Annotated in this window: 18 protein-coding genes; 7 read left to right on the forward strand and 11 right to left on the reverse strand. The window is 73.9% G+C overall.

What is annotated here, in order from left to right:
* Nucleotides 1-2: 2 nt before the first annotated feature.
* Entirely contained in the window at nt 3-197 is a 195-nt protein-coding gene (locus EDF34_RS02830; protein ID WP_123369834.1) for a hypothetical protein, read from the reverse strand.
* 53 nt (nt 198-250) lie between these two features.
* Here EDF34_RS02830 and EDF34_RS02835 point away from each other — a divergent pair, with 53 nt between their 5' ends.
* Nucleotides 251-703, forward strand: coding sequence for a MarR family winged helix-turn-helix transcriptional regulator (locus tag EDF34_RS02835; RefSeq protein WP_123369835.1), 453 nt, complete (start codon nt 251-253; stop codon nt 701-703).
* On the opposite strand, the gene EDF34_RS02840 is transcribed toward EDF34_RS02835, so the two are convergent.
* Nucleotides 667-1,326, reverse strand: coding sequence for a YitT family protein (locus EDF34_RS02840; RefSeq protein WP_123369836.1), 660 nt, complete (start codon nt 1,324-1,326; stop codon nt 667-669). The genes EDF34_RS02835 and EDF34_RS02840 overlap by 37 nt on opposite strands.
* Nucleotides 1,327-1,385: 59 nt before the next feature.
* On the opposite strand from EDF34_RS02840, the gene EDF34_RS02845 reads away from it, so the two are divergent.
* The gene (locus EDF34_RS02845; RefSeq protein WP_123369837.1) at nt 1,386-2,840 is read left to right on the forward strand and encodes a PLP-dependent aminotransferase family protein; all 1,455 of its coding nucleotides are present in this window, start codon (nt 1,386-1,388) and stop codon (nt 2,838-2,840) included.
* Nucleotides 2,841-2,850: 10 nt separating this feature from the next.
* Here the strand turns inward: EDF34_RS02845 and EDF34_RS02850 are convergent, their stop codons facing one another.
* The 4 genes from EDF34_RS02850 to EDF34_RS02865 are packed head-to-tail and all read right to left on the reverse strand — an operon-like array spanning nt 2,851 to nt 4,895.
* Nucleotides 2,851-3,054 carry a hypothetical protein gene (locus tag EDF34_RS02850; RefSeq protein WP_123369838.1) on the reverse strand — a complete coding sequence of 68 codons (204 nt, stop codon included), beginning with the start codon at nt 3,052-3,054 and terminating at the stop codon, nt 2,851-2,853.
* Nucleotides 3,054-4,088, reverse strand: coding sequence for a quinone-dependent dihydroorotate dehydrogenase (locus EDF34_RS02855; RefSeq protein WP_123369839.1), 1,035 nt, complete (start codon nt 4,086-4,088; stop codon nt 3,054-3,056). Before EDF34_RS02855 ends, EDF34_RS02850 begins: the two co-directional genes overlap by 1 nt.
* A gap of 4 nt (nt 4,089-4,092) precedes the next feature.
* Complete coding sequence (locus tag EDF34_RS02860; RefSeq protein WP_123369840.1) at nt 4,093-4,539, reverse strand: hypothetical protein; 447 nt, start codon at nt 4,537-4,539, stop codon at nt 4,093-4,095.
* On the reverse strand, nt 4,536-4,895 hold the full coding sequence (locus EDF34_RS02865) for a hypothetical protein (RefSeq protein ID WP_123369841.1): 360 nt from the start codon (nt 4,893-4,895) through the stop codon (nt 4,536-4,538). Before EDF34_RS02865 ends, EDF34_RS02860 begins: the two co-directional genes overlap by 4 nt.
* A gap of 59 nt (nt 4,896-4,954) precedes the next feature.
* Here EDF34_RS02865 and EDF34_RS02870 point away from each other — a divergent pair, with 59 nt between their 5' ends.
* The gene (locus EDF34_RS02870; RefSeq protein ID WP_123369842.1) at nt 4,955-6,418 is read left to right on the forward strand and encodes a leucyl aminopeptidase; all 1,464 of its coding nucleotides are present in this window, start codon (nt 4,955-4,957) and stop codon (nt 6,416-6,418) included.
* A gap of 321 nt (nt 6,419-6,739) precedes the next feature.
* Here the strand turns inward: EDF34_RS02870 and EDF34_RS02875 are convergent, their stop codons facing one another.
* The gene (locus tag EDF34_RS02875) at nt 6,740-7,084 is read right to left on the reverse strand and encodes an oxidoreductase (RefSeq protein WP_123369843.1); all 345 of its coding nucleotides are present in this window, start codon (nt 7,082-7,084) and stop codon (nt 6,740-6,742) included.
* Between the two features lie 192 nt (nt 7,085-7,276).
* On the opposite strand from EDF34_RS02875, the gene lpdA reads away from it, so the two are divergent.
* From lpdA to EDF34_RS02890, 3 genes are all read left to right on the forward strand, one after another.
* A complete protein-coding gene (gene lpdA, locus EDF34_RS02880; protein ID WP_123369844.1) occupies nt 7,277-8,662 on the forward strand; it encodes a dihydrolipoyl dehydrogenase in 1,386 nt (461 codons plus the stop codon).
* A 27-nt stretch (nt 8,663-8,689) separates the two neighbouring features.
* Nucleotides 8,690-10,510, forward strand: coding sequence for a 2-oxoglutarate dehydrogenase, E2 component, dihydrolipoamide succinyltransferase (sucB, locus tag EDF34_RS02885; protein WP_123369845.1), 1,821 nt, complete (start codon nt 8,690-8,692; stop codon nt 10,508-10,510).
* A gap of 80 nt (nt 10,511-10,590) precedes the next feature.
* Nucleotides 10,591-11,481: a TIGR01777 family oxidoreductase gene (locus EDF34_RS02890; protein WP_123369846.1), complete on the forward strand. Its 891-nt coding sequence runs from the start codon at nt 10,591-10,593 to the stop codon at nt 11,479-11,481.
* Here EDF34_RS02890 and EDF34_RS02895 read toward each other — a convergent pair.
* From EDF34_RS02895 to EDF34_RS02905, 3 genes are read right to left on the reverse strand one after another with little or no spacing between them, the layout of a single operon-like run.
* Entirely contained in the window at nt 11,468-12,715 is a 1,248-nt protein-coding gene (locus EDF34_RS02895) for a hypothetical protein (protein ID WP_148076559.1), read from the reverse strand. The two genes, EDF34_RS02890 and EDF34_RS02895, sit on opposite strands and share 14 nt — an antisense overlap.
* Before the next feature lie 56 nt (nt 12,716-12,771).
* Complete coding sequence (locus tag EDF34_RS02900) at nt 12,772-13,779, reverse strand: Gfo/Idh/MocA family oxidoreductase (protein ID WP_370450020.1); 1,008 nt, start codon at nt 13,777-13,779, stop codon at nt 12,772-12,774.
* 10 nt (nt 13,780-13,789) lie between these two features.
* On the reverse strand, nt 13,790-15,991 hold the full coding sequence (locus EDF34_RS02905; protein WP_123369849.1) for an MMPL family transporter: 2,202 nt from the start codon (nt 15,989-15,991) through the stop codon (nt 13,790-13,792).
* 65 nt (nt 15,992-16,056) lie between these two features.
* Here EDF34_RS02905 and lipB point away from each other — a divergent pair, with 65 nt between their 5' ends.
* A complete protein-coding gene (gene lipB / locus EDF34_RS02910) occupies nt 16,057-16,743 on the forward strand; it encodes a lipoyl(octanoyl) transferase LipB (protein WP_255414175.1) in 687 nt (228 codons plus the stop codon).
* An 81-nt stretch (nt 16,744-16,824) separates the two neighbouring features.
* On the opposite strand, the gene EDF34_RS02915 is transcribed toward lipB, so the two are convergent.
* Entirely contained in the window at nt 16,825-17,313 is a 489-nt protein-coding gene (locus EDF34_RS02915) for a flavodoxin domain-containing protein (protein WP_123369851.1), read from the reverse strand.
* Nucleotides 17,314-17,361: the final 48 nt, after the last annotated feature.

Raw genomic sequence — 17,361 nt, forward strand, 5'->3', positions numbered from 1 at the left:
CGTCAGTCGGCCCCGTCGGTGCGCTCCACCAGGAACTCGCGGCCGTCGGGGCCGACGACCCGCTCGAAGCCCGCGACGAGCTCGGCCTCGCGCTCGCGCTGGTCGGACGTCGTCGGCCGACGGCGGGAGCGCACGTTGCCCACCTGGGCCGGACCCATGTAGGTCAGCAGGAAGTCCGTCAGGCCGCGCTTGGGCATCGTCGTCTCCTCAGTAGTTCGTGCCCTCACTATATGCACGCTAACCTGATGACGTGAACCAGCCCGCCGATCCCCTCGCCGTCGAGGCGCAGGTCTGCCTGACGGTGTCCGCGGCAGCGCGCAGCCTCGTGGCCTTCTACCGCCCGCTGCTCGAGCCGCTCGGCCTCACGCACCCGCAGTACCTCGCGATGCTCGCGCTGTGGCAGTACGGCCCGCTCGGCCTCAAGGACGTCGCCGCGCTCCTGCACCTCGAGGCGGCCACGACCTCGCCGCTGGTCAAGCGGCTCGAGGCGATGGGCCTGGTCCGGCGCGAGCGCGACCCGCACGACGAGCGGGCGTTGCTCATCGCCCTCACCGAGGAGGGTCGCGCGATGCGCGCGCAGGCGGTGGGGATCCCGGCGTCGATGGTCGACGGCCTGGGCCTGGAGCGCGAGGAGATCGAGCAGATCCGCGCCGCCGCGGAGCTGCTCTACGTCGCGGCGACGAGGGCGACCGGCTCGGACTGACGAACCCGCACCGTCAGCCGCGGCAGGAAGACGTGCACCAGCGGCCCGACCAGCAGCGCGTACGCCAGCGTCGCGAAGCCGACCGTGCCGCCCAGGGCCCACCCCGCGGCCACGACGACCACCTCGATCGACGTCCGGACCGGCGCGACCGGCCAGCCCGTGCGCCCGACGAGTCCCGTCATGAGGCCGTCGCGCGGGCCCGGGCCCAGCTGCGCTCCGACGTAGAGACCGGTGGCCAGCGCGTTGAGCACGATGCCGCTCACGGCCATGGCTACGCGCGCGGCCATAGGGAGAGGATCGGGCAGCTGGTCGAGGGCCGCGAGGAACGGGTCGACGAGCACGCCGATGACCAGCACGTTCGCCACCGTGCCGACGCCGGGGCGCTGCCGCAGCGGGATCCAGCACAGGAGGACCAGCACGCTGACGGCGACAGTGATCGTGCCGAACGAGGCACCCGTGCGGCGCGAGATCCCCTGCGTGAGCACGTCCCAGGGCATGTTGCCCAGGCCGGAGTGGACGAGCAGCGCCATCGACGCGGCGTAGAGCACGAGTCCGACGAGGAGCTGCACGGACCGTCGACCGACGGGGGCGGGGATGCGGAAGGAGGCCACAGGAGACTGCATGGTCCAATTCTCTCCATAGTGGCTATGCAATCCATAGCCAGTTCTGCGATGGTGGCATCGTGACGATCCACGACCTGCCGACCGATCGACGGATCTCCGGGACCCGACTGCGCGCCGTCCTCGGTGCCTGGCAGCGCTCCGGCCCACAGTACGTCGCACTCGCTGACGCGCTGCGGGCGGCGGTCCTGTCCGGCGCGATCCCCCTGAGCACGCGCCTGCCCAGCGAGCGCGAGTTCGCAGAAGCCGTCGCCGTCTCGCGCACGACCACCACCGCGACCTACGGGCTGCTGCGCGACGAGGGCTACGTGGTCAGCCGCCGCGGCTCGGGCACCGTCACGACCCTGCCGGACGGGCCGGGGCAGAGCGCGCGCTTCGCGTCGCTGGGCTCCACCGAGGACCTCGTCGACCTGACGATCGCGGCTCCGTCTGCCCCGTCCAGCCTGCACGGCGCCTACCTCGCCGCGCTCGACTGCCTGCCCCGGCACCTGGAGTCCAACGGCTACGCCTCGACCGGGCTGCCCGCGCTCCGCGAGGCGATCGCTGCCTGGTACGCGCGACGCGGCACGCCCACGACCCCCGACCAGATCCTGGTGACCACGGGAGCGCAGCAGGCCATCCACCTGCTCACCTCCGCGCACGCCGGGCCGGGCGACCGCGTCGTCGTCGAGCACCCGACCTACCCGCACGCGATCGAGGCGGTCCGTGCGACCGGCGCCCGGCCGGTTCCCGTGCCGTCGGGGCTGGACGGGCTCGACGTGGACCTGCTCGAGTCGACGCTGCGGCAGTCCGCGCCGCGCATGGTCTACCTCATCCCCGACCACCGGAACCCGACGGGCACGAGCCTGTCGGACGACGAGCGCGAGCGCGTGCGCGCGCTCGCCCGCCGGCACCGCACGCTCGTCGTCGGCGACGAGGTGCTGACGGAGCTCACGCTCGACGGGCCCGTGCCCGCACCGTTCGCGGGCGACGGCTCGGCGAGCGGGCACGTCGTGTCGATCGGGTCGGCCTCCAAGGCGTTCTGGGGCGGGCTCCGCGTCGGCTGGGTCCGCGCGCACCCCGACCTCGTCGCCCGGCTCGCAACGACGCGCGGCTACATGGACATCGCCACCGCGCTGCTCGAGCAGCTCGTGGTGCTGCAGCTGCTGACCACCCAGGACGGCACGCTCGACCGTCGTCGCGCCGAGCTGCGCACGCGCCGTGACCTGCTCGTCGGCCTGCTGCACGAGCGGCTGCCGGAGTGGGACGTCCCGGTTCCCCGTGGCGGTCTGGCGCTGTGGGTGGACCTCGGCGCGCCGGTCTCGTCGGCGCTGGCCGCGCTGGCCCCGCGGCACGGCGTGCGGATCGCGCCGGGGCCGGCGTTCGCGGTCGACGGCAGCTTCGAGCGCAACGTCCGGATCCCCTTCAGCGAGACGCCCGAGACGCTCGCGCGTGCGGTGGACGGGCTCGCCGAGGCGTGGGCGTCCCTGGGCGCCGTCGTCCCGGGCGCCACGTTCCCCAGCAGGATGGTCGTCTGACGCGCGGCGCTCAGACGGCGGGAGGCAGGTCCAACGGCGCCGTGACCGGCTCGCCGTGGTGCAGCAGGGTGGCACGGGTGACGCCCTGCGCGGCCAGCGCCCGCCAGTGCTCGCCGACCCACTGCTCGGCGTCGTACTGCGTGGTGAAGACCGGGCTGACGGCGGGCTCCTTGCCGCCGTCGAGCGCCCACTCCCACTGCGGCCGCAGCACCATCACGCCACCTCGGCCTTCGCCAGCGCGCGGCCGATGCGCGCGGCCCACAGCGGACCGCGGTAGATGAAGCCGGTGTAGCCCTGCACGAGCGTGGCGCCGACGGCCAGGTACTCGAGCGCGTCGGCCGGCGAGCTCACGCCGCCCACGCCGATGATCACCACGTCCGGACCGAGCCGGTTGCGCAGCCGCGCGACGACGTCGAGGCCACGAGCCAGCACCGGGGGGCCCGACACGCCGCCGGGGCCCAGGTCGTGCGCGATCGTCGTGTTGACGGCGACGACACCCTCGAGCCCGAGCTCGGCCGCGAGCTCGGCGACGGCGTCCACGTCCTCGTCGGACAGGTCCGGGGCGATCTTCACGAGCAGGGGCACCGGGCGACGACCGGCGACCGTGGTGGCCTCGTCGGCCGCGACGCGCGTCGCCTGCAGGATCGGGCGCAGGGCCTCGACCGACTGCAGGTCGCGCAGGCCCGGCGTGTTGGGCGAGGAGACGTTGACGACGAGGTAGTCGGCGTAGGGAGCCAGGCGCGCGGCACTCGTCGCGTAGTCGTCGGGCGCCTGCTCCGCCGGCGTGACCTTCGTCTTGCCGATGTTGACGCCGATGACGAGCCGCCGCCCGCGCTTCGTCGAGCGCAGGTGGCGCAGGCGCTCGGCGACGACGGCCGAACCCTCGTTGTTGAAGCCCATCCGGTTGCGCAGGGCGCGCTGGTCGAGCACCCGCCAGAGGCGGGGCTGCTCGTTCCCTGGCTGGCCGTGCGCCGTGACGGTGCCGACCTCGACGAAGCCGAACCCGAGCATCGTCAGTCCCTCGACCCCGCGGGCGTCCTTGTCGAAGCCGGCGGCGACGCCGAACCGCGAGGGGAAGCCGCGGCCCAGCACGCGGACGCCGCCCGAGGCAGGGGGCGCCAGCGTGCCGGCGATGACGTCGCGCAGCACCGGCGTCCGGCCGACGCCGCGGATCAGGCCGAACGCGACCTCGTGGGCGCGCTCGGGGTCCATGCGGCGGAAGACGAGGTCGAACAGGAGGCGGTACACGGATTCACCCTACGGGCGGGGGCCCGGCAACCGCCTTCGCGTCCGCGTGCGCACGGCCCGTGGACCACAGCCACCAGATGCCGAGGAACGGCAGCACGAGCGGGATGTACCCGTAGCCGGCGCCGAAGCCGGACCAGACGGTCTCGTCGGGGAACTCCCCCACGTCGACCAGCGACAACGTGCCGACCGTCAGGACGCCCACGAGCTCGACCAGCACGGCGGGCCACGCGATCGAGCGTCGGTTCGTCGCCAGCGCGTACGTGGCCACGCAGTAGACCAGGCCGGCGAGCAGCGAGAGCAGGTACGCCAGCGGCGCCTCGGAGAGCTTGGTGGTCACCTGGTAGATCCCGCGGGCCGTCGCGGCGAGCGCCAGGATCCCGTAGATCGCGACGAGCAGGCGGCCGGGGCCGCTGCCGGTGGGGCGGGTGGCGCCGGTCGGGGTGGTGGTCACGAGTTCTCCCAGATCTGCCAGAGCCGGTACTCGAGGAAGCCGACGGTCAGTGCCGCGACGAGCAGCACGACCGAGCTCCAGCGGGTCCGCTCGGCGAACGCCCACGCCGCGGCGATGGGCAGGACGATGAGCTGCGTGATGACGTAGCCCCAGAACAGCGCGGCATCCACGTCGTGGTCGCCGACGACCAGGACGACGCCGGCGACGACCGCCTGGACCACGAGCGCGGCCTCGATCACGGCCCCGCCCCACAGCTGGCGCAGGATCACCGCGCGGTCGACGACGACGAACCACGTCGCCCAACCGGCGAGCGCGAGGCACAGGACGCCGACCAGCAGCGCGACGGGCACGATCACGAGGCCCCAACCTACCGGCGACGCACAGGGCACCGGGACGTCCGGACTACCATCGAGGCGTGATCTCGCTGACGTCGAAGAACCCTGCCCGCCTGTCCGTCGACGCCGTGGTGGTCGCGGTCGCCCAGTCCGGCGACACCGTGGTCCCCCTGGCCGCCGACTGGCTCCCCGCTGAGCTCGCCACCCTGATCAGCCGCGACGCGAGGGCGCTGGGCATCACGGGCGCGGCCGACGAGGTCCGCCGCGTGCCCGGGCTCGGCCTGTCGGCCGCCGTCCTGGTCGTCACCGGCGTCGGACCGGTCGCCGCCGTCGACGCCGAGGTGCTGCGGCGTGCCGCCGGTGCCGCGACGCGCGAGCTCGCCGGCTCGTCGTCCGTCGCCCTGGCCCTGCCGGCGTCCGACGCCGCCGAGGTGGGTGCCGTCGCGGAGGGCGCACTGCTCGGTGCGTACTCCTTCACGCGCTACCGCGACGCCCCGGCCGCCGTGACCACGTTCGAGCTGGTCACCGACCGCGTGCGTGACCGCGGCGCCAAGGAGGCCGTCGCCCGCGCCGAGGTCGTCGCCACCGCCGTGCACGCGACGCGCGACCTGGTCAACGCCGCCCCGAACGACCTGTACCCCGCCGCCTTCGCCGACCTGGCGAAGGCAGCAGCCAAGGACGCCAAGGGCGTCAAGGTCTCCGTGCTCGACGAGAAGGCCCTCGTCTCGGGCGGCTACGGCGGCCTGGTGGGCGTCGGCCAGGGCTCGGTGCGCGGCCCGCGGCTCGTCAAGGTCTCCTACTCCCCCTCGCGGCCGACGGCCTCGATCGCGCTCGTCGGCAAGGGCATCACCTTCGACTCGGGTGGCATCAGCATCAAGCCCGCCGCCGGCATGGAGGCGATGAAGTCCGACATGGCCGGTGCCGCCGCCGTGCTGCACACCGTCGTCGCCGCCGCGCGCCTCGAGCTGCCGGTCGCGGTGACCGGCTGGCTCTGCCTCGCCGAGAACATGCCGTCGGGCACCGCACAGCGCCCGTCGGACGTCATCACGATCCGCGGCGGCAAGACGGTCGAGGTGCTCAACACCGACGCCGAGGGCCGCCTGGTCATGGCCGACGGCCTCGTCGCGGCCGTCGAGGAGAAGCCCGACGTCGTCCTCGACATCGCGACGCTCACCGGCGCGCAGATGGTGGCGCTCGGCTACCGCGTCTCGGCGGTCATGGGGTCCGACGACGTGCGCGCGGAGATCGTCGACGCGGCGGGTGCCACCGGCGAGCAGTTCTGGCCGATGCCGCTGCCCGCCGAGCTGCTCGGCGGCCTGAAGTCGAAGGTCGCCGACCTGGCGAACATCGGCGACCGCTTCGGCGGGATGCTCACCGCGGGCGTGTTCCTGCGCGAGTTCGTCGGCTCGACCCCCTGGGCGCACCTGGACATCGCCGGGCCGTCCTTCAACGAGAAGTCCGCGCACGGGTACACCCCCGTGGGCGGCACGGGCGTCGGTGTGCGCACCCTGCTCGGCTTCATCGAGGCCCGCGCCGGCCGCTGACTCCAGCGCCCACCGCCACGAGCCCTCTTCCCCGGCTGACCGCCGGGGACGGGGGCTCGTTCGCTCTCCCACCGCGCTCACCGCCCCTGCTCAGCCGCCGATGGCTTCAGGGTTGGTTGCAGGGTTGGTTGCAGGACACGCCGTGCGCGGGGGCGGTTGCGCGTGGCGTGTCGTTCAACCATCCCTGCAACCACCCCGGTGAGTGCGCGTGGGTGTGCGCCACGCCGCGCGCTGTGCCGCGTGTCGCACACCCACGCGCGCACCGCCTCGCATCACCGCCGTCGCACGTGCCGCGGGCGGCGCTGGTGGTTGCAGGGGCGGTCAGACGATCTTGCGGCGGCGCTCGATCTTCTGGCGGGCGTTGTAGTCCCGGACGCGCTGGGGGTAGCCCGTGCGCTGGACGTCGTACGCAGGGATGCCGAGCTTCTCGGCGAGCTGGGCCGCGGTGCGGCCGTCCGGCACCCGGCGGCGGGTCCACTCGCCGTCGGTCGCGACGAGCATCACCGTCGTCTGGGTGACGTTCGTGACCGGCTCGATGTAGGCCTCGACCCCCACCCGGGTGCGGACGAAGTCGGTCAGGTGCGCGAGGGTCGCGTCGCGCGCCGCCTTGTCGCTCACGGCGGGGTCGGCGGCCGGCGCGGAGCGGCGGCGGGAGAACAGGCCCATGCGCACCGAGATTAGCTGCACGACCCGGGCCTGGGCGGGGAAATGGCTGACCGGGCCCAGTCATGGGACGACTGTTCCGAGAGTCACACGTCCCGAGGCGCGGTCCGGTTCGTTGCGAGCGGGCTGTGATGACAAGATGGTTGGCGAACTCCAGACCACACGTCTGTTCGCCTGCGCACGAGGAGCCTGCACGTGGCCGACACCAACGGCACCGCTTTCGACATCATCGTCCTGGGAGCGGGCAGCGGCGGTTACGCCGCCGCCCTGCGCGCCGCCCAGCTCGGCAAGAACGTCGCCCTGATCGAGGCCGACAAGGTGGGAGGGACCTGCCTGCACAGCGGCTGCATCCCCACCAAGGCCCTGCTGCACGCGGCAGAGCTGGCCGACAACGCTCGCGACGGTGAGCACTTCGGTGTGCACACGACGCTCGAGCGCATCGACATGGCCGGCGTCAACCAGTACAAGGACACCGTGATCGGCGGCCTCTACAAGGGCCTGCAGGGGCTGATCAAGTCCCGCAAGATCACCGTGATCGAGGGCTACGGCAAGCTCGTCGGCCAGAACGCGGTCGAGGTGAACGGCCAGACGTACACGGGTGAGCACATCATCCTGGCGACCGGCTCGTACGCCCGCTCGCTGCCCGGCCTGGACATCGGCGGCCGCGTCATCACCTCCGACCAGGCGCTGCAGCTCGACTGGGTCCCCCAGTCCGCGATCATCCTGGGCGGCGGCGTCATCGGCTCCGAGTTCGCCAGCGTCTGGAAGTCCTTCGGCGCGGGCGTCACGATCATCGAGGCGCTCCCCCACCTGGTCCCCAACGAGGACGAGGCGCTGTCCAAGGCGTTCGAGCGCGCGTTCCGCAAGCGCGGCATCAAGTTCAACCTCGGCGTCCGGTTCTCCGGCGTGACGCAGGACGACAACGGCGTGCACGTCACGCTCGAGGACGGCAAGACGTTCGACGCCGACCTGCTGCTCGTCGCCGTGGGCCGTGGCCCGAGCACGAACGGCATCGGCTACGAGGAGCAGGGCGTCACGCTGGACCGCGGCTTCGTCATCACCGACGAGAAGCTGCACACCGGCGTGGGCAACATCTGGGCCGTCGGCGACATCGTCCCCGGCCTGCAGCTCGCCCACCGCGGCTTCGCGCAGGGCATCTTCGTCGCCGAGCAGATCGCGGGCCTCAACCCGGCGCCGATCGTCGAGTCCGGCATCCCCCGCGTGACGTACTCCGAGCCCGAGGTCGCCTCGGTCGGCCTCACGGAGGCGCGCGCCAAGGAGGTCCACGGCGAGGACGGCGTCGAGACGCTCGAGTACAACCTGGGCGGCAACGGCAAGTCGAAGATCCTCGGCACGCAGGGCTTCATCAAGCTCGTGCGGCAGAAGGACGGCCCCGTCGTCGGCGTCCACATGATCGGCGCGCGCGTCGGCGAGCTCATCGGGGAGGGCCAGCTCATCGTGAACTGGGAGGCCTACCCCGAGGACGTCGCCTCGCTCGTGCACGCACACCCCACGCAGAACGAGGCACTCGGAGAGGCGCACCTCGCGCTCGCCGGCAAGCCGCTGCACGCCCACAACTGACCCAGGATCAAAGGAGACGACGCGGTCATGTCCGACAACGTGCAGCTTCCCGCACTCGGTGAGTCCGTCACCGAGGGCACCGTCACCCGCTGGCTGAAGAACGTGGGTGACACGGTCGAGGTCGACGAGCCCCTGCTCGAGATCTCCACCGACAAGGTCGACACCGAGATCCCCTCGCCGTTCGCCGGCGTGCTCGAGCAGATCCTGGTCCAGGAGGACGAGACCGTCGAGGTCGGCGCCACCCTGGCCGTGATCGGCTCGGGCGAGGGCTCGGGCTCCGCCGACGAGGCCCCCGCGGCCGAGCCGGAGGCGCAGGAGGCCCCGGCCGACGAGCCCGCCGCCGAGCAGGCCCCCGCCGAGGAGCCCGCCGCCGAGTCCGCTCCCGCCGAGCAGGCGCCCGAGCAGCACGAGGAGGCCGCCCCGGCCGCCGCCTCGGACGACAGCGCGGGCGTCGGCGAGAACGTCACGCTGCCCGCCCTGGGCGAGTCCGTGACCGAGGGCACCGTCACGCGCTGGCTCAAGGCCGTCGGCGACTCGGTCGAGGTCGACGAGCCCCTGCTCGAGATCTCCACCGACAAGGTCGACACCGAGATCCCCTCGCCGTTCGCCGGCACGCTGCAGCAGATCCTGGTCGAGGAGGACGAGACCGTCGAGGTCGGCGCCGTCCTGGCCGTCATCGGGTCGGGCTCCGCCCCCGCCGCCAAGGCAGAGTCGAAGCCGGAGCCCGACGCGGCGCCCGAGCCCGAGGCGAAGCCCGAGCCCGTCGCCGAGGAGAAGGCCGAGGACAAGCCCGAGCCGCAGTCCGCGCCCGAGCCGTCCGCGGAGCAGGAGTCGGCCAAGGCCGCCCCGGCGCCCGTGCCGGCCACGCCCACGCCGGCCCCGGTCGCCGCCACCCCGGCGCCCGCACCGGCAGCCTCGGGCTCCTACCTCACCCCGCTCGTCCGCAAGCTCGCGGCCGACAAGGGCGTGGACGTCGCGAGCCTGACCGGCTCGGGCGTCGGCGGTCGCATCCGCAAGGAGGACGTGCTGGAGGCAGCGGCCAAGGCCGAGGCCGCCAAGGCGGAGGCCGCCAAGCCGGCTGCGTCCGCTCCGGCAGCCGCCAAGCCCGCCGCGGTCCCCTCGGTCTCGCCGCTGCGCGGTACGACCGAGAAGGCCAGCCGCCTGCGCCAGATCATCGCCGAGCGCATGGTCGACGCCCTGCACACGCAGGCGCAGCTGACCACCGTGATCGAGGTGGACGTCACGAAGATCGCCCGCCTGCGCGCCCGCGCCAAGAGCGACTTCTCGGCACGCGAGGGCGTCAACCTCACGTTCCTGCCGTTCTTCGTGCTCGCCGCGATCGAGGGCCTGAAGGCCTTCCCGAAGATCAACGGCGTGCTCGAGGGCAATCAGATCACGTACCACGGCCAGGAGAACGTCGGCATCGCGGTCGACACCGAGCGCGGCCTGCTCGTGCCGGTCATCCGCGACGCGGGCGACCTCAACCTCGCCGGCATCTCCCGCAAGATCGTCGACCTCGCAGGCCGCACGCGCGGCAACAAGGTCACCCCCGACGAGCTGAGCGGCGCCACCTTCACGGTGACGAACACCGGCTCGGGCGGCGCGATCATCGACACGCCCATCGTGCCCGGCGGCACCTCGGCGATCCTCGGCACGGGCGCGATCGTCAAGCGCCCCGTCGTGATCTCCGACGGTGACGGCGGCGAGGTCATCGCGATCCGCTCGATGTGCTACCTGTCGCTGTCCTACGACCACCGCCTCGTGGACGGCGCCGACGCGTCGCGCTACCTGTCGGCGCTGAAGGCACGGCTCGAGGAGGGCGCGTTCGAGGCCGAGGTCGGCCTCTGACCTGCTCACCAGCGCAGACGCCCCCGGAACCGCTCGTCGGTCCGGGGGCGTCCTGCGTCCGGCGACCGTAGTGTGGCGGCATGCGCGTGGTCGTCGGCGGTTCGAGCGGGTTCATCGGCAGCGCCCTGCTGCCCCTGCTGCGCGAGAGCGGGCACGAGGTCCTCACGCTGGTGCGCAGGCACCCACGCATGCACGACGAGATCTCCTGGGACCCGGACGCCGGCGAGCTCGACCCCCGGGCGCTCGACGGCGTCGACGCGGTGATCAACCTCGCCGGCGTGAACCCAGGCTCGCGCCCGCTGACTGCGGCGCGCAAGCGCCTCGTGCTGTCGTCGCGCCTGCGCAGCACCCGTCTCCTCGCCGAGCGGCTGGCCGACAACGAGAACGGCCCACGGATCTGGCTGCAGGCCTCGGGGATCGGCGCCTACGGGTCCCGCGGCGACGCGGTGCTCGACGAGAGCGAGCCGCTGGGCACCACGTTCTTCGCGCACGTCGTGCAGCAGTGGGAGGCCGCGACCGCCCCCGCGCAGGCCGCGGGCGTCCGGGTGGCCCACCTGCGCACGGGCATCGTGCTGGGCCCGGGAGGGGGCGCCCTGGGCCGCCTCCTGCCGGTGCTGAGGCTCGGCCTCGGCGGCCGGCTCGGGTCCGGTCAGCAGTTCTGGCCCTGGATCAGCCTGCTCGACGAGGTCCGGGCCATGGAGCACCTGCTGACGGCCGACGTCCACGGCCCCGTGAACCTCGTGACCGAGCCGCGGCGCAACATCGAGGTCGTCCGTGCGCTCGCCGACGCGATGCACCGGCCCGCAGCCGTGCCCGTCCCCGCGTTCGCGCTCAAGCTGGCGCTCGGCGACTTCTCCTCCGAGGTGCTCGGCTCGATCCGTGCGGTGCCGAAGGCCCTGGCCGCCTCGGGTTTCGTGCCGGCGCACCCCGACCTCGACGAGGCCGCACGCTGGGTCGTCACGAAGGGCTGACCTTCCACACCCGCCACCCCTGGTCCGTCCAGCGCAGCTCGAGGACCACGACGCTCTCGGGGCTCGCCGGCACCCGTGTGCGCGTGCCGTCGGGGTCCACCACGACGTGCGACGTCACCGCCGACCTCACCTCGACGCGCGCGGCGTCCGCCCGCCCGGGATCGCTCGCCGGAGTGGCGGACCGCACCGCGATGTCCAGCCCCTCGACCGATCGACCCTGGAACGAGCTCAGCAGGTCCACGTCGGCACGGTGCGCCGGGCCGCCGGGCACCTCGACGTCGTCGAGCGCCGCGACCTCCCCCGCGCCGATCACCTCGCTGCGCGCGTGGCTCAGCGCGACGGCCGCGGCCACCGGGTCGGGTCGCTCGACCGCGCCCGCGGTCCGGTGCGACACCCCCCAGCCGCCGACAGCGAGGGCGAGCGCACCGCCCGCCGCGACCGCCCAGGTCCGCGCCCCTCGTGGCGCGCGGGTCGCCGGCCGCGCCGGCAGCGCGCGTCGCCCGGCCGCGCGCGCCAGGTCGGCACCCGCGAGGGTGCCCGCGTCGGGCAGGTGCAGCGCCTCGGGATCTGCGACCTCGAAGCACGCGGCGACCAGCGTCGGCACGTCGACGTCGGCTCGCAGCGCGTCCTCGAGGAGCTCGCGCAGCGAGCGGCCACCCGGCGGCACGACCAGCCGGTCGACGTCGGCCGCAGGGAGCTGGGCGATCACGGTGGACAGCCACCGGCGCACGTCGCCGTCCACCGACCCGGTCCCGAGCACGGCTCCGCGCAGGTCGACCAGGACCGGACGGCCGTCGGGCCGGACCACGACCGAGGAGGCCGTCACCGGCCCGTGCACGAGCCCCGCGTCGTGCAGCGCCGTCAGCGCCTGCAGCACCGGCACCGCGAGCGTGACACCCTCCCCGTCGGTGAGCGCCACGCGCGCGGCGCGGAGCTCCGCGACGGTCAGGCCCGGCACGTGCTCGACCAGGAGCGCGACGCGGCCGGGCGCGATCTCGGTGGCGTCGAGGAGCTGGCTCAGGTGGGGGTGCCGCACGGCGCGCAGCACGTCGAGGCGGCGCGCGAGCTCGTCGTCGAGCACGGCGGGCAGCACGTGCAGCTCGACGTACCGCGAGGCGTCGTCGCGGGACGCCGCGAGCCACCCGCCGCCCTCCGGACCCGCCGGGGCGACGGCCACCAGGCCGAGGGCGGCCAACGCCCGGTCGACGTCCTCCGGCACCAGGTAGGGGTCCATGACCCCCATCGAACCCGCGGACGGCGCTCCGCGTCGGTGGTTGTCCACAGGCCCGGTCAGAGCGTGACGACGCGCCCCTCGTCGGCGGACACGCGCGCGGCGTCGAGCACGCGCGCCGTCGCCACCGCGTCCGCCGGGTCGACGGGCAGCGGCCCGCCGTCGACCCACCGCGCGAGCGCGGGGTAGATGTCGTGGTGGCCACCGCTCGGACGCGGCACGGGGGTGCGCTCGGAGCCGCGCACGAGCCAGCCCTCGTGCTCGGGCTCCCCCGGGCGCCGGCCCTCCTCGTAGGCGTCGTCGAGCACCGCGAACGGGGTCGGCTCGCCCTCGTAGCTCGTCACCAGGTAGGCGCCGCCCGCGCCCAGGACGCGCGTGCGCGGGCCCGGCGCACCGGTCAGCCCACCGGCCTGCAGGTGGCTGATCACGCCGTCGTCGTGGGTGACGGCCAGGAAGACGTCGTCGACCGCGGGGGTGGTCAGCGCCTGCAGCTCGGCGTACACCGACCGGACGGGGCCGAACAGCTGCACCGCGGAGTCGACGAGGTGGGCACCCAGGTCGAGCAGCAGCCCGCCAGCCTCGACGTCGTTCTCCTTCCAGCGGTCCTGCGGCTGGGGCCGGTACCTCTCCCAGCGGCGCTCGAAGCGGTGCACCCGTCCCAGGTCGCCGGCGTCCAGCAGCGCGCGCAGGGCGAGCTGCTCGGGGTCCCACCGGCGGTTCTGGAAGACGGTGAGGCGGCCGTCGGCGGCGTCGACCAGGCGCTGGGCGTCGGCCGTCCGCGTCGCGAGCGGCTTGTCGACGAGCACGTGCGCGCCGGCCGTTAGCGCGGCCAGGGCGTGCGCGGCGTGGTCCCCGCTGGGGCTCGCGACGACGACCAGGTCGAGCTCGTCGGCGTGGCCGAGCAGCGCGTCGACGTCCGGCACGACGACCGCACCCGGCCAGTCCTCCTCGACCTGGTCCGCGCGGCGGCCGGTGACCACGTGCGTCACCTGCTGCCCGGCCGCGCGGGCCAGCCGCGCATGGATCCCGCGTCCCGCTCCCCCGTACCCGACCAGTCCGATCCGCATGCCAGCCACTCTAGGAGCGCGCGCGGCCGAGCGCGCTGGGCCACCAGGTCCGGCGATCGAGGTCGTGCACCAGCGCGGGCACCAGCAGGCTGCGCACGACGAGCGTGTCGAGGAGCACGCCGAACGCGACGATGAACGCGATCTGCGCCAGGAACAGCAGCGGGATGATCCCGAGCGCCGCGAACGTCGTCGCGAGCACGACACCGGCAGAGGTGATGACGCCGCCCGTCACCGCCAGCGCGCGCACCACGCCCAGACGCGTCCCGGAGACGACCGACTCCTCGCGCACGCGCGTCATGAGGAAGATCGAGTAGTCCACGCCGAGCGCCACGAGGAAGACGAACGCGAACAGCGGCACCGTCGGGTCCGCGCCCGGGTACCCGAGCACGTGGTTGAACACCACCGCAGAGACTCCGAGGGCCGCCGCGAAGGACAGCACGTTGGCGACGAGCAGCAGCAGCGCTGCGACGACCGAGCGCAGCAGCAGCATGAGGATCAGCCCGATGACCAGCAGCACCACGGGCACGATGACGCGGATGTCGTGCTCTCCCGCGAGCTGGGTGTCGAGGGACTCGGCCGCCGTCCCGCCGACGAGGGCGTCGGGCGCGACCTCGTGGACCGCGTCCCGCAGCGCCTCGACGGTCCGCACCGCCTCCTGCGAGTCGGACACCGCTGTGGTCGAGACGTCGAGACGGACGTTGCCGTCGACGACCTTCGGCTCGGCGTCCGGGGCGCCGGGCGCGCCGGTCGCCGAGCCGGTGTAGGGCGCGACCGAGGCGACGCCGTCGACGGCCTGGGCGGCCGCGGTGACGTCGGCGGCCTGGTCCTGCGCGACGATGACGATCGCCGGCTGCACCGAGCCGGCCGGGAAGTGGGCCGAGAGGACCTCCTCGCCCGCCACGGCGTCCACGTCGGTGCGGAAGACGTCGGCCTGGCTCGTGCCGGACGCCTTGAGCGTCGGGACGAACGCGGCCCCCACGGCGAGCAGCACGGCGGTGACGATCCAGACCACGCGCGCGTGCGCGCCGACGAAGCGAGCCAGGCGGGCCCACACGCCCGTGCCCTCGGCGGGGTCGGGGTGCGTCGCGCCCTCGACCGGCCGCGGCGTCCTGGGCCAGAAGAAGACGCGCGAGCGCTTGCCCGCCACGAGCAGCAGCGCGGGCAGCAGCGTGAGGGCGCCCAGCAGGGCCGAGGCGATGCCGATCGCCGCGACCGGTCCGAGGCTGCGGTTCGAGCCGAGGTCCGACAGCAGCAGGCACAGGACGCCCGCGATGACGGTGCCGGCGCTGGCCGCGATCGGCTCGAGGCAGGCGCGCCACGCGCGCTTCATCGCCGCGAACGGGTCCTCCACCTCGCGCAGCTCCTCGCGGTAGCGCGAGACGAGCAGGAGCGCGTAGTCGACCGACGCGCCGACCACGAGGATCGACAGGATGCCCTGCGCCTGGCCGTTGAGCTTGATCGTCCCGGCGTCGGCGAGGTGGTAGACCACGAGGCCCGCCAGCGAGAGCGCGAACACGGCCGTGAGCAGCACCGCGACGGGCAGCAGCGGCGAGCGGTAGACGAGCACGAGGATGAGGAAGACGGCGCCGAGCGCGACGAGCAGGAGCACGCCGTCGATGCCGCCGAACGCGGTCACCAGGTCGGCGACGAACCCGGCCGGGCCGGTGACCCACGCGTGCAGACCCAGCTCGCCGGCGGTGTCCGCCGTGGCACCGAGGTCGTCGGCCAGGCCTGCGCGCAGGTCGGCGACGAACGCCTCGGTCACCGACTCCTCGTCGGGCAGCAGCTCCTCGGCGCCCTCCGCGTCCAACGAGTACGCGACCAGCAGCGCCTGCCCGTCCTCGGACGGCACGACCGCCACCTCGCCGACCAGGTAGTCCGACCAGGTGCCGCCGCCGGGGACCGCGCGGTCGGGCACCGACTGCGCGAACTGCGTCACCGCGGCGGTCTGCGCCTCCGTCACGTCCGAGCCGTCCGCGGGCGCGAGCACGATGAGCGCGGGCAGCGTCGGGGACTCGACGAACGCGCGGCTCGCCTCGGCGGCGCGGGTCGACTCCGCCGACGAGGGCAGGAACGCGCCCGCGTCGTTCGTCTGGACCTGGGACAGCTTGCCCTGCGCCATCCCGCCGACCGACCCGACAGCGAGCCAGGCCACCAGGACGAGGAGCAGCGCCAGGGCGCGGAGGATCACGGAACGGCGTGTGGAAGGCATGGCTACATCCTGGTCGACGTCGGGGTGATCCGCTCGCACCCACGCGCGCTTCCAGGCGAGCTAGCCTGACGAGCATGCGGTTCGACGAGCTGGACCTCGGCACACGCCTCCTTCCCTACGAGCCCACCTGGCAGATGCAGCGGGACGTGCACGCTGCCGTCGTCGCGGGCGAGGCGCCCGACACGGTCCTGCTGTGCGAGCACGAGGACGTCTACACCGCGGGTCGTCGCACGGCGTCGTGGGACCGCCCCGTCGACGGGACCCCGGTGGTCGACGTGGACCGCGGCGGCCGGATCACCTGGCACGGCCCGGGCCAGCTCGTCGGGTACCCGATCGTGCGGCTGGCCCAGCCGATCGACGTCGTGCGCTACGTCCGCGCCCTCGAGGAGGCGCTGATCCGCACGTGCGCCGACCTGGGGCTGTCGGCCATCCGGGTGGAGGGTCGCAGCGGCGTGTGGTTCGCGGCGGACGTCGTCGACGGCGTGCCGCGGCGCGAGCGCAAGGTGGCCGCGATCGGTGTGCGCGTGAGCCGCGGCGTCACGATGCACGGCTTCGCGCTCAACTGCGAGCCCGACCTGTCCGCGTTCTCGCGGATCGTGCCGTGCGGGATCGCCGACGCCGACGTGACGTCGCTGTCGGTCGAGACCGGCCGACGAGTGACGATCGCCGAGATCACCCCGCTGGTCCGCGGGCACCTGGACGCGACGCTGCGCCCGGTGCTCGCGTCCTTCGCGCCGGCCGTCGCCTCGTGACGACGCGACCGACCGCTGAGCGTGACGGGCCCGGAACCGCCCTCGTCGCCGTACCCGGGACCGTCACGCGTTCGTGAGCCGTCAGGCGGCCAGCCCTTCCGCGACGGTGCTCGCCCAGGCGCGCACGTCGTCGAAGTCACGGAAGTCGCCGTCCTCGGCGTCGGTGAGCGCCACGAGGGCTCGCTCGTTCAGGCCCAGGGCCGAGCGATCCAGGCTCCCCACGAAGCACCGCGCCTCGCGCGCGGCGACGGCCCCGGCGATCGTGGCGACGTCGTCGGGCGGCGTGACCGGCATCGGCGGGTCGCCGACCGGGCCCGACCAGAACAGCCACACGGGCCGCTCGCGCAGCTCGCCGGCCTGTCGCTGGACGAGCGCACGCAAGGAGACGGCGAGCCGCCCCACGTACACCGCGGACCCGAGCACGACCGCGTCGAACGACGCGACGCGGTCGACCTCCTCGGGCGGGATGACGTCGACGAAGTGGCCCGCCCGCGCCAGCTCGAGCGCGATCGCCTCGCCGATCTCTGCGGTCGCGCCGTGACGCGACGCCACACTCACGAGCACATGCATGTCGGGCTCCTCCGGTGGTCTTCCCCCTGCTGCCACCTTCGTCCCGCG

Origin of the sequence: Cellulomonas sp. PhB150, assembly GCF_003755175.1 — a bacterium.
GTDB lineage: Bacteria > Actinomycetota > Actinomycetes > Actinomycetales > Cellulomonadaceae > Cellulomonas.

Coding starts and splice junctions, on each gene's coding strand:
- EDF34_RS02830 (WP_123369834.1), bottom strand. CDS start 197: ATGCCCAAGCGCGGCCTGACGGACTTCCTGCTGACCTACATGGGTCCG.
- EDF34_RS02840 (WP_123369836.1), bottom strand. CDS start 1,326: ATGCAGTCTCCTGTGGCCTCCTTCCGCATCCCCGCCCCCGTCGGTCGA.
- EDF34_RS02850 (WP_123369838.1), bottom strand. CDS start 3,054: ATGGTGCTGCGGCCGCAGTGGGAGTGGGCGCTCGACGGCGGCAAGGAG.
- EDF34_RS02875 (WP_123369843.1), bottom strand. CDS start 7,084: ATGGGCCTGTTCTCCCGCCGCCGCTCCGCGCCGGCCGCCGACCCCGCC.
- sucB (WP_123369845.1), top strand. CDS start 8,690: ATGTCCGACAACGTGCAGCTTCCCGCACTCGGTGAGTCCGTCACCGAG.
- EDF34_RS02890 (WP_123369846.1), top strand. CDS start 10,591: ATGCGCGTGGTCGTCGGCGGTTCGAGCGGGTTCATCGGCAGCGCCCTG.
- EDF34_RS02895 (WP_148076559.1), bottom strand. CDS start 12,715: ATGGACCCCTACCTGGTGCCGGAGGACGTCGACCGGGCGTTGGCCGCC.
- EDF34_RS02900 (WP_370450020.1), bottom strand. CDS start 13,779: ATGCGGATCGGACTGGTCGGGTACGGGGGAGCGGGACGCGGGATCCAT.
- EDF34_RS02905 (WP_123369849.1), bottom strand. CDS start 15,991: ATGCCTTCCACACGCCGTTCCGTGATCCTCCGCGCCCTGGCGCTGCTC.
- EDF34_RS02915 (WP_123369851.1), bottom strand. CDS start 17,313: ATGCATGTGCTCGTGAGTGTGGCGTCGCGTCACGGCGCGACCGCAGAG.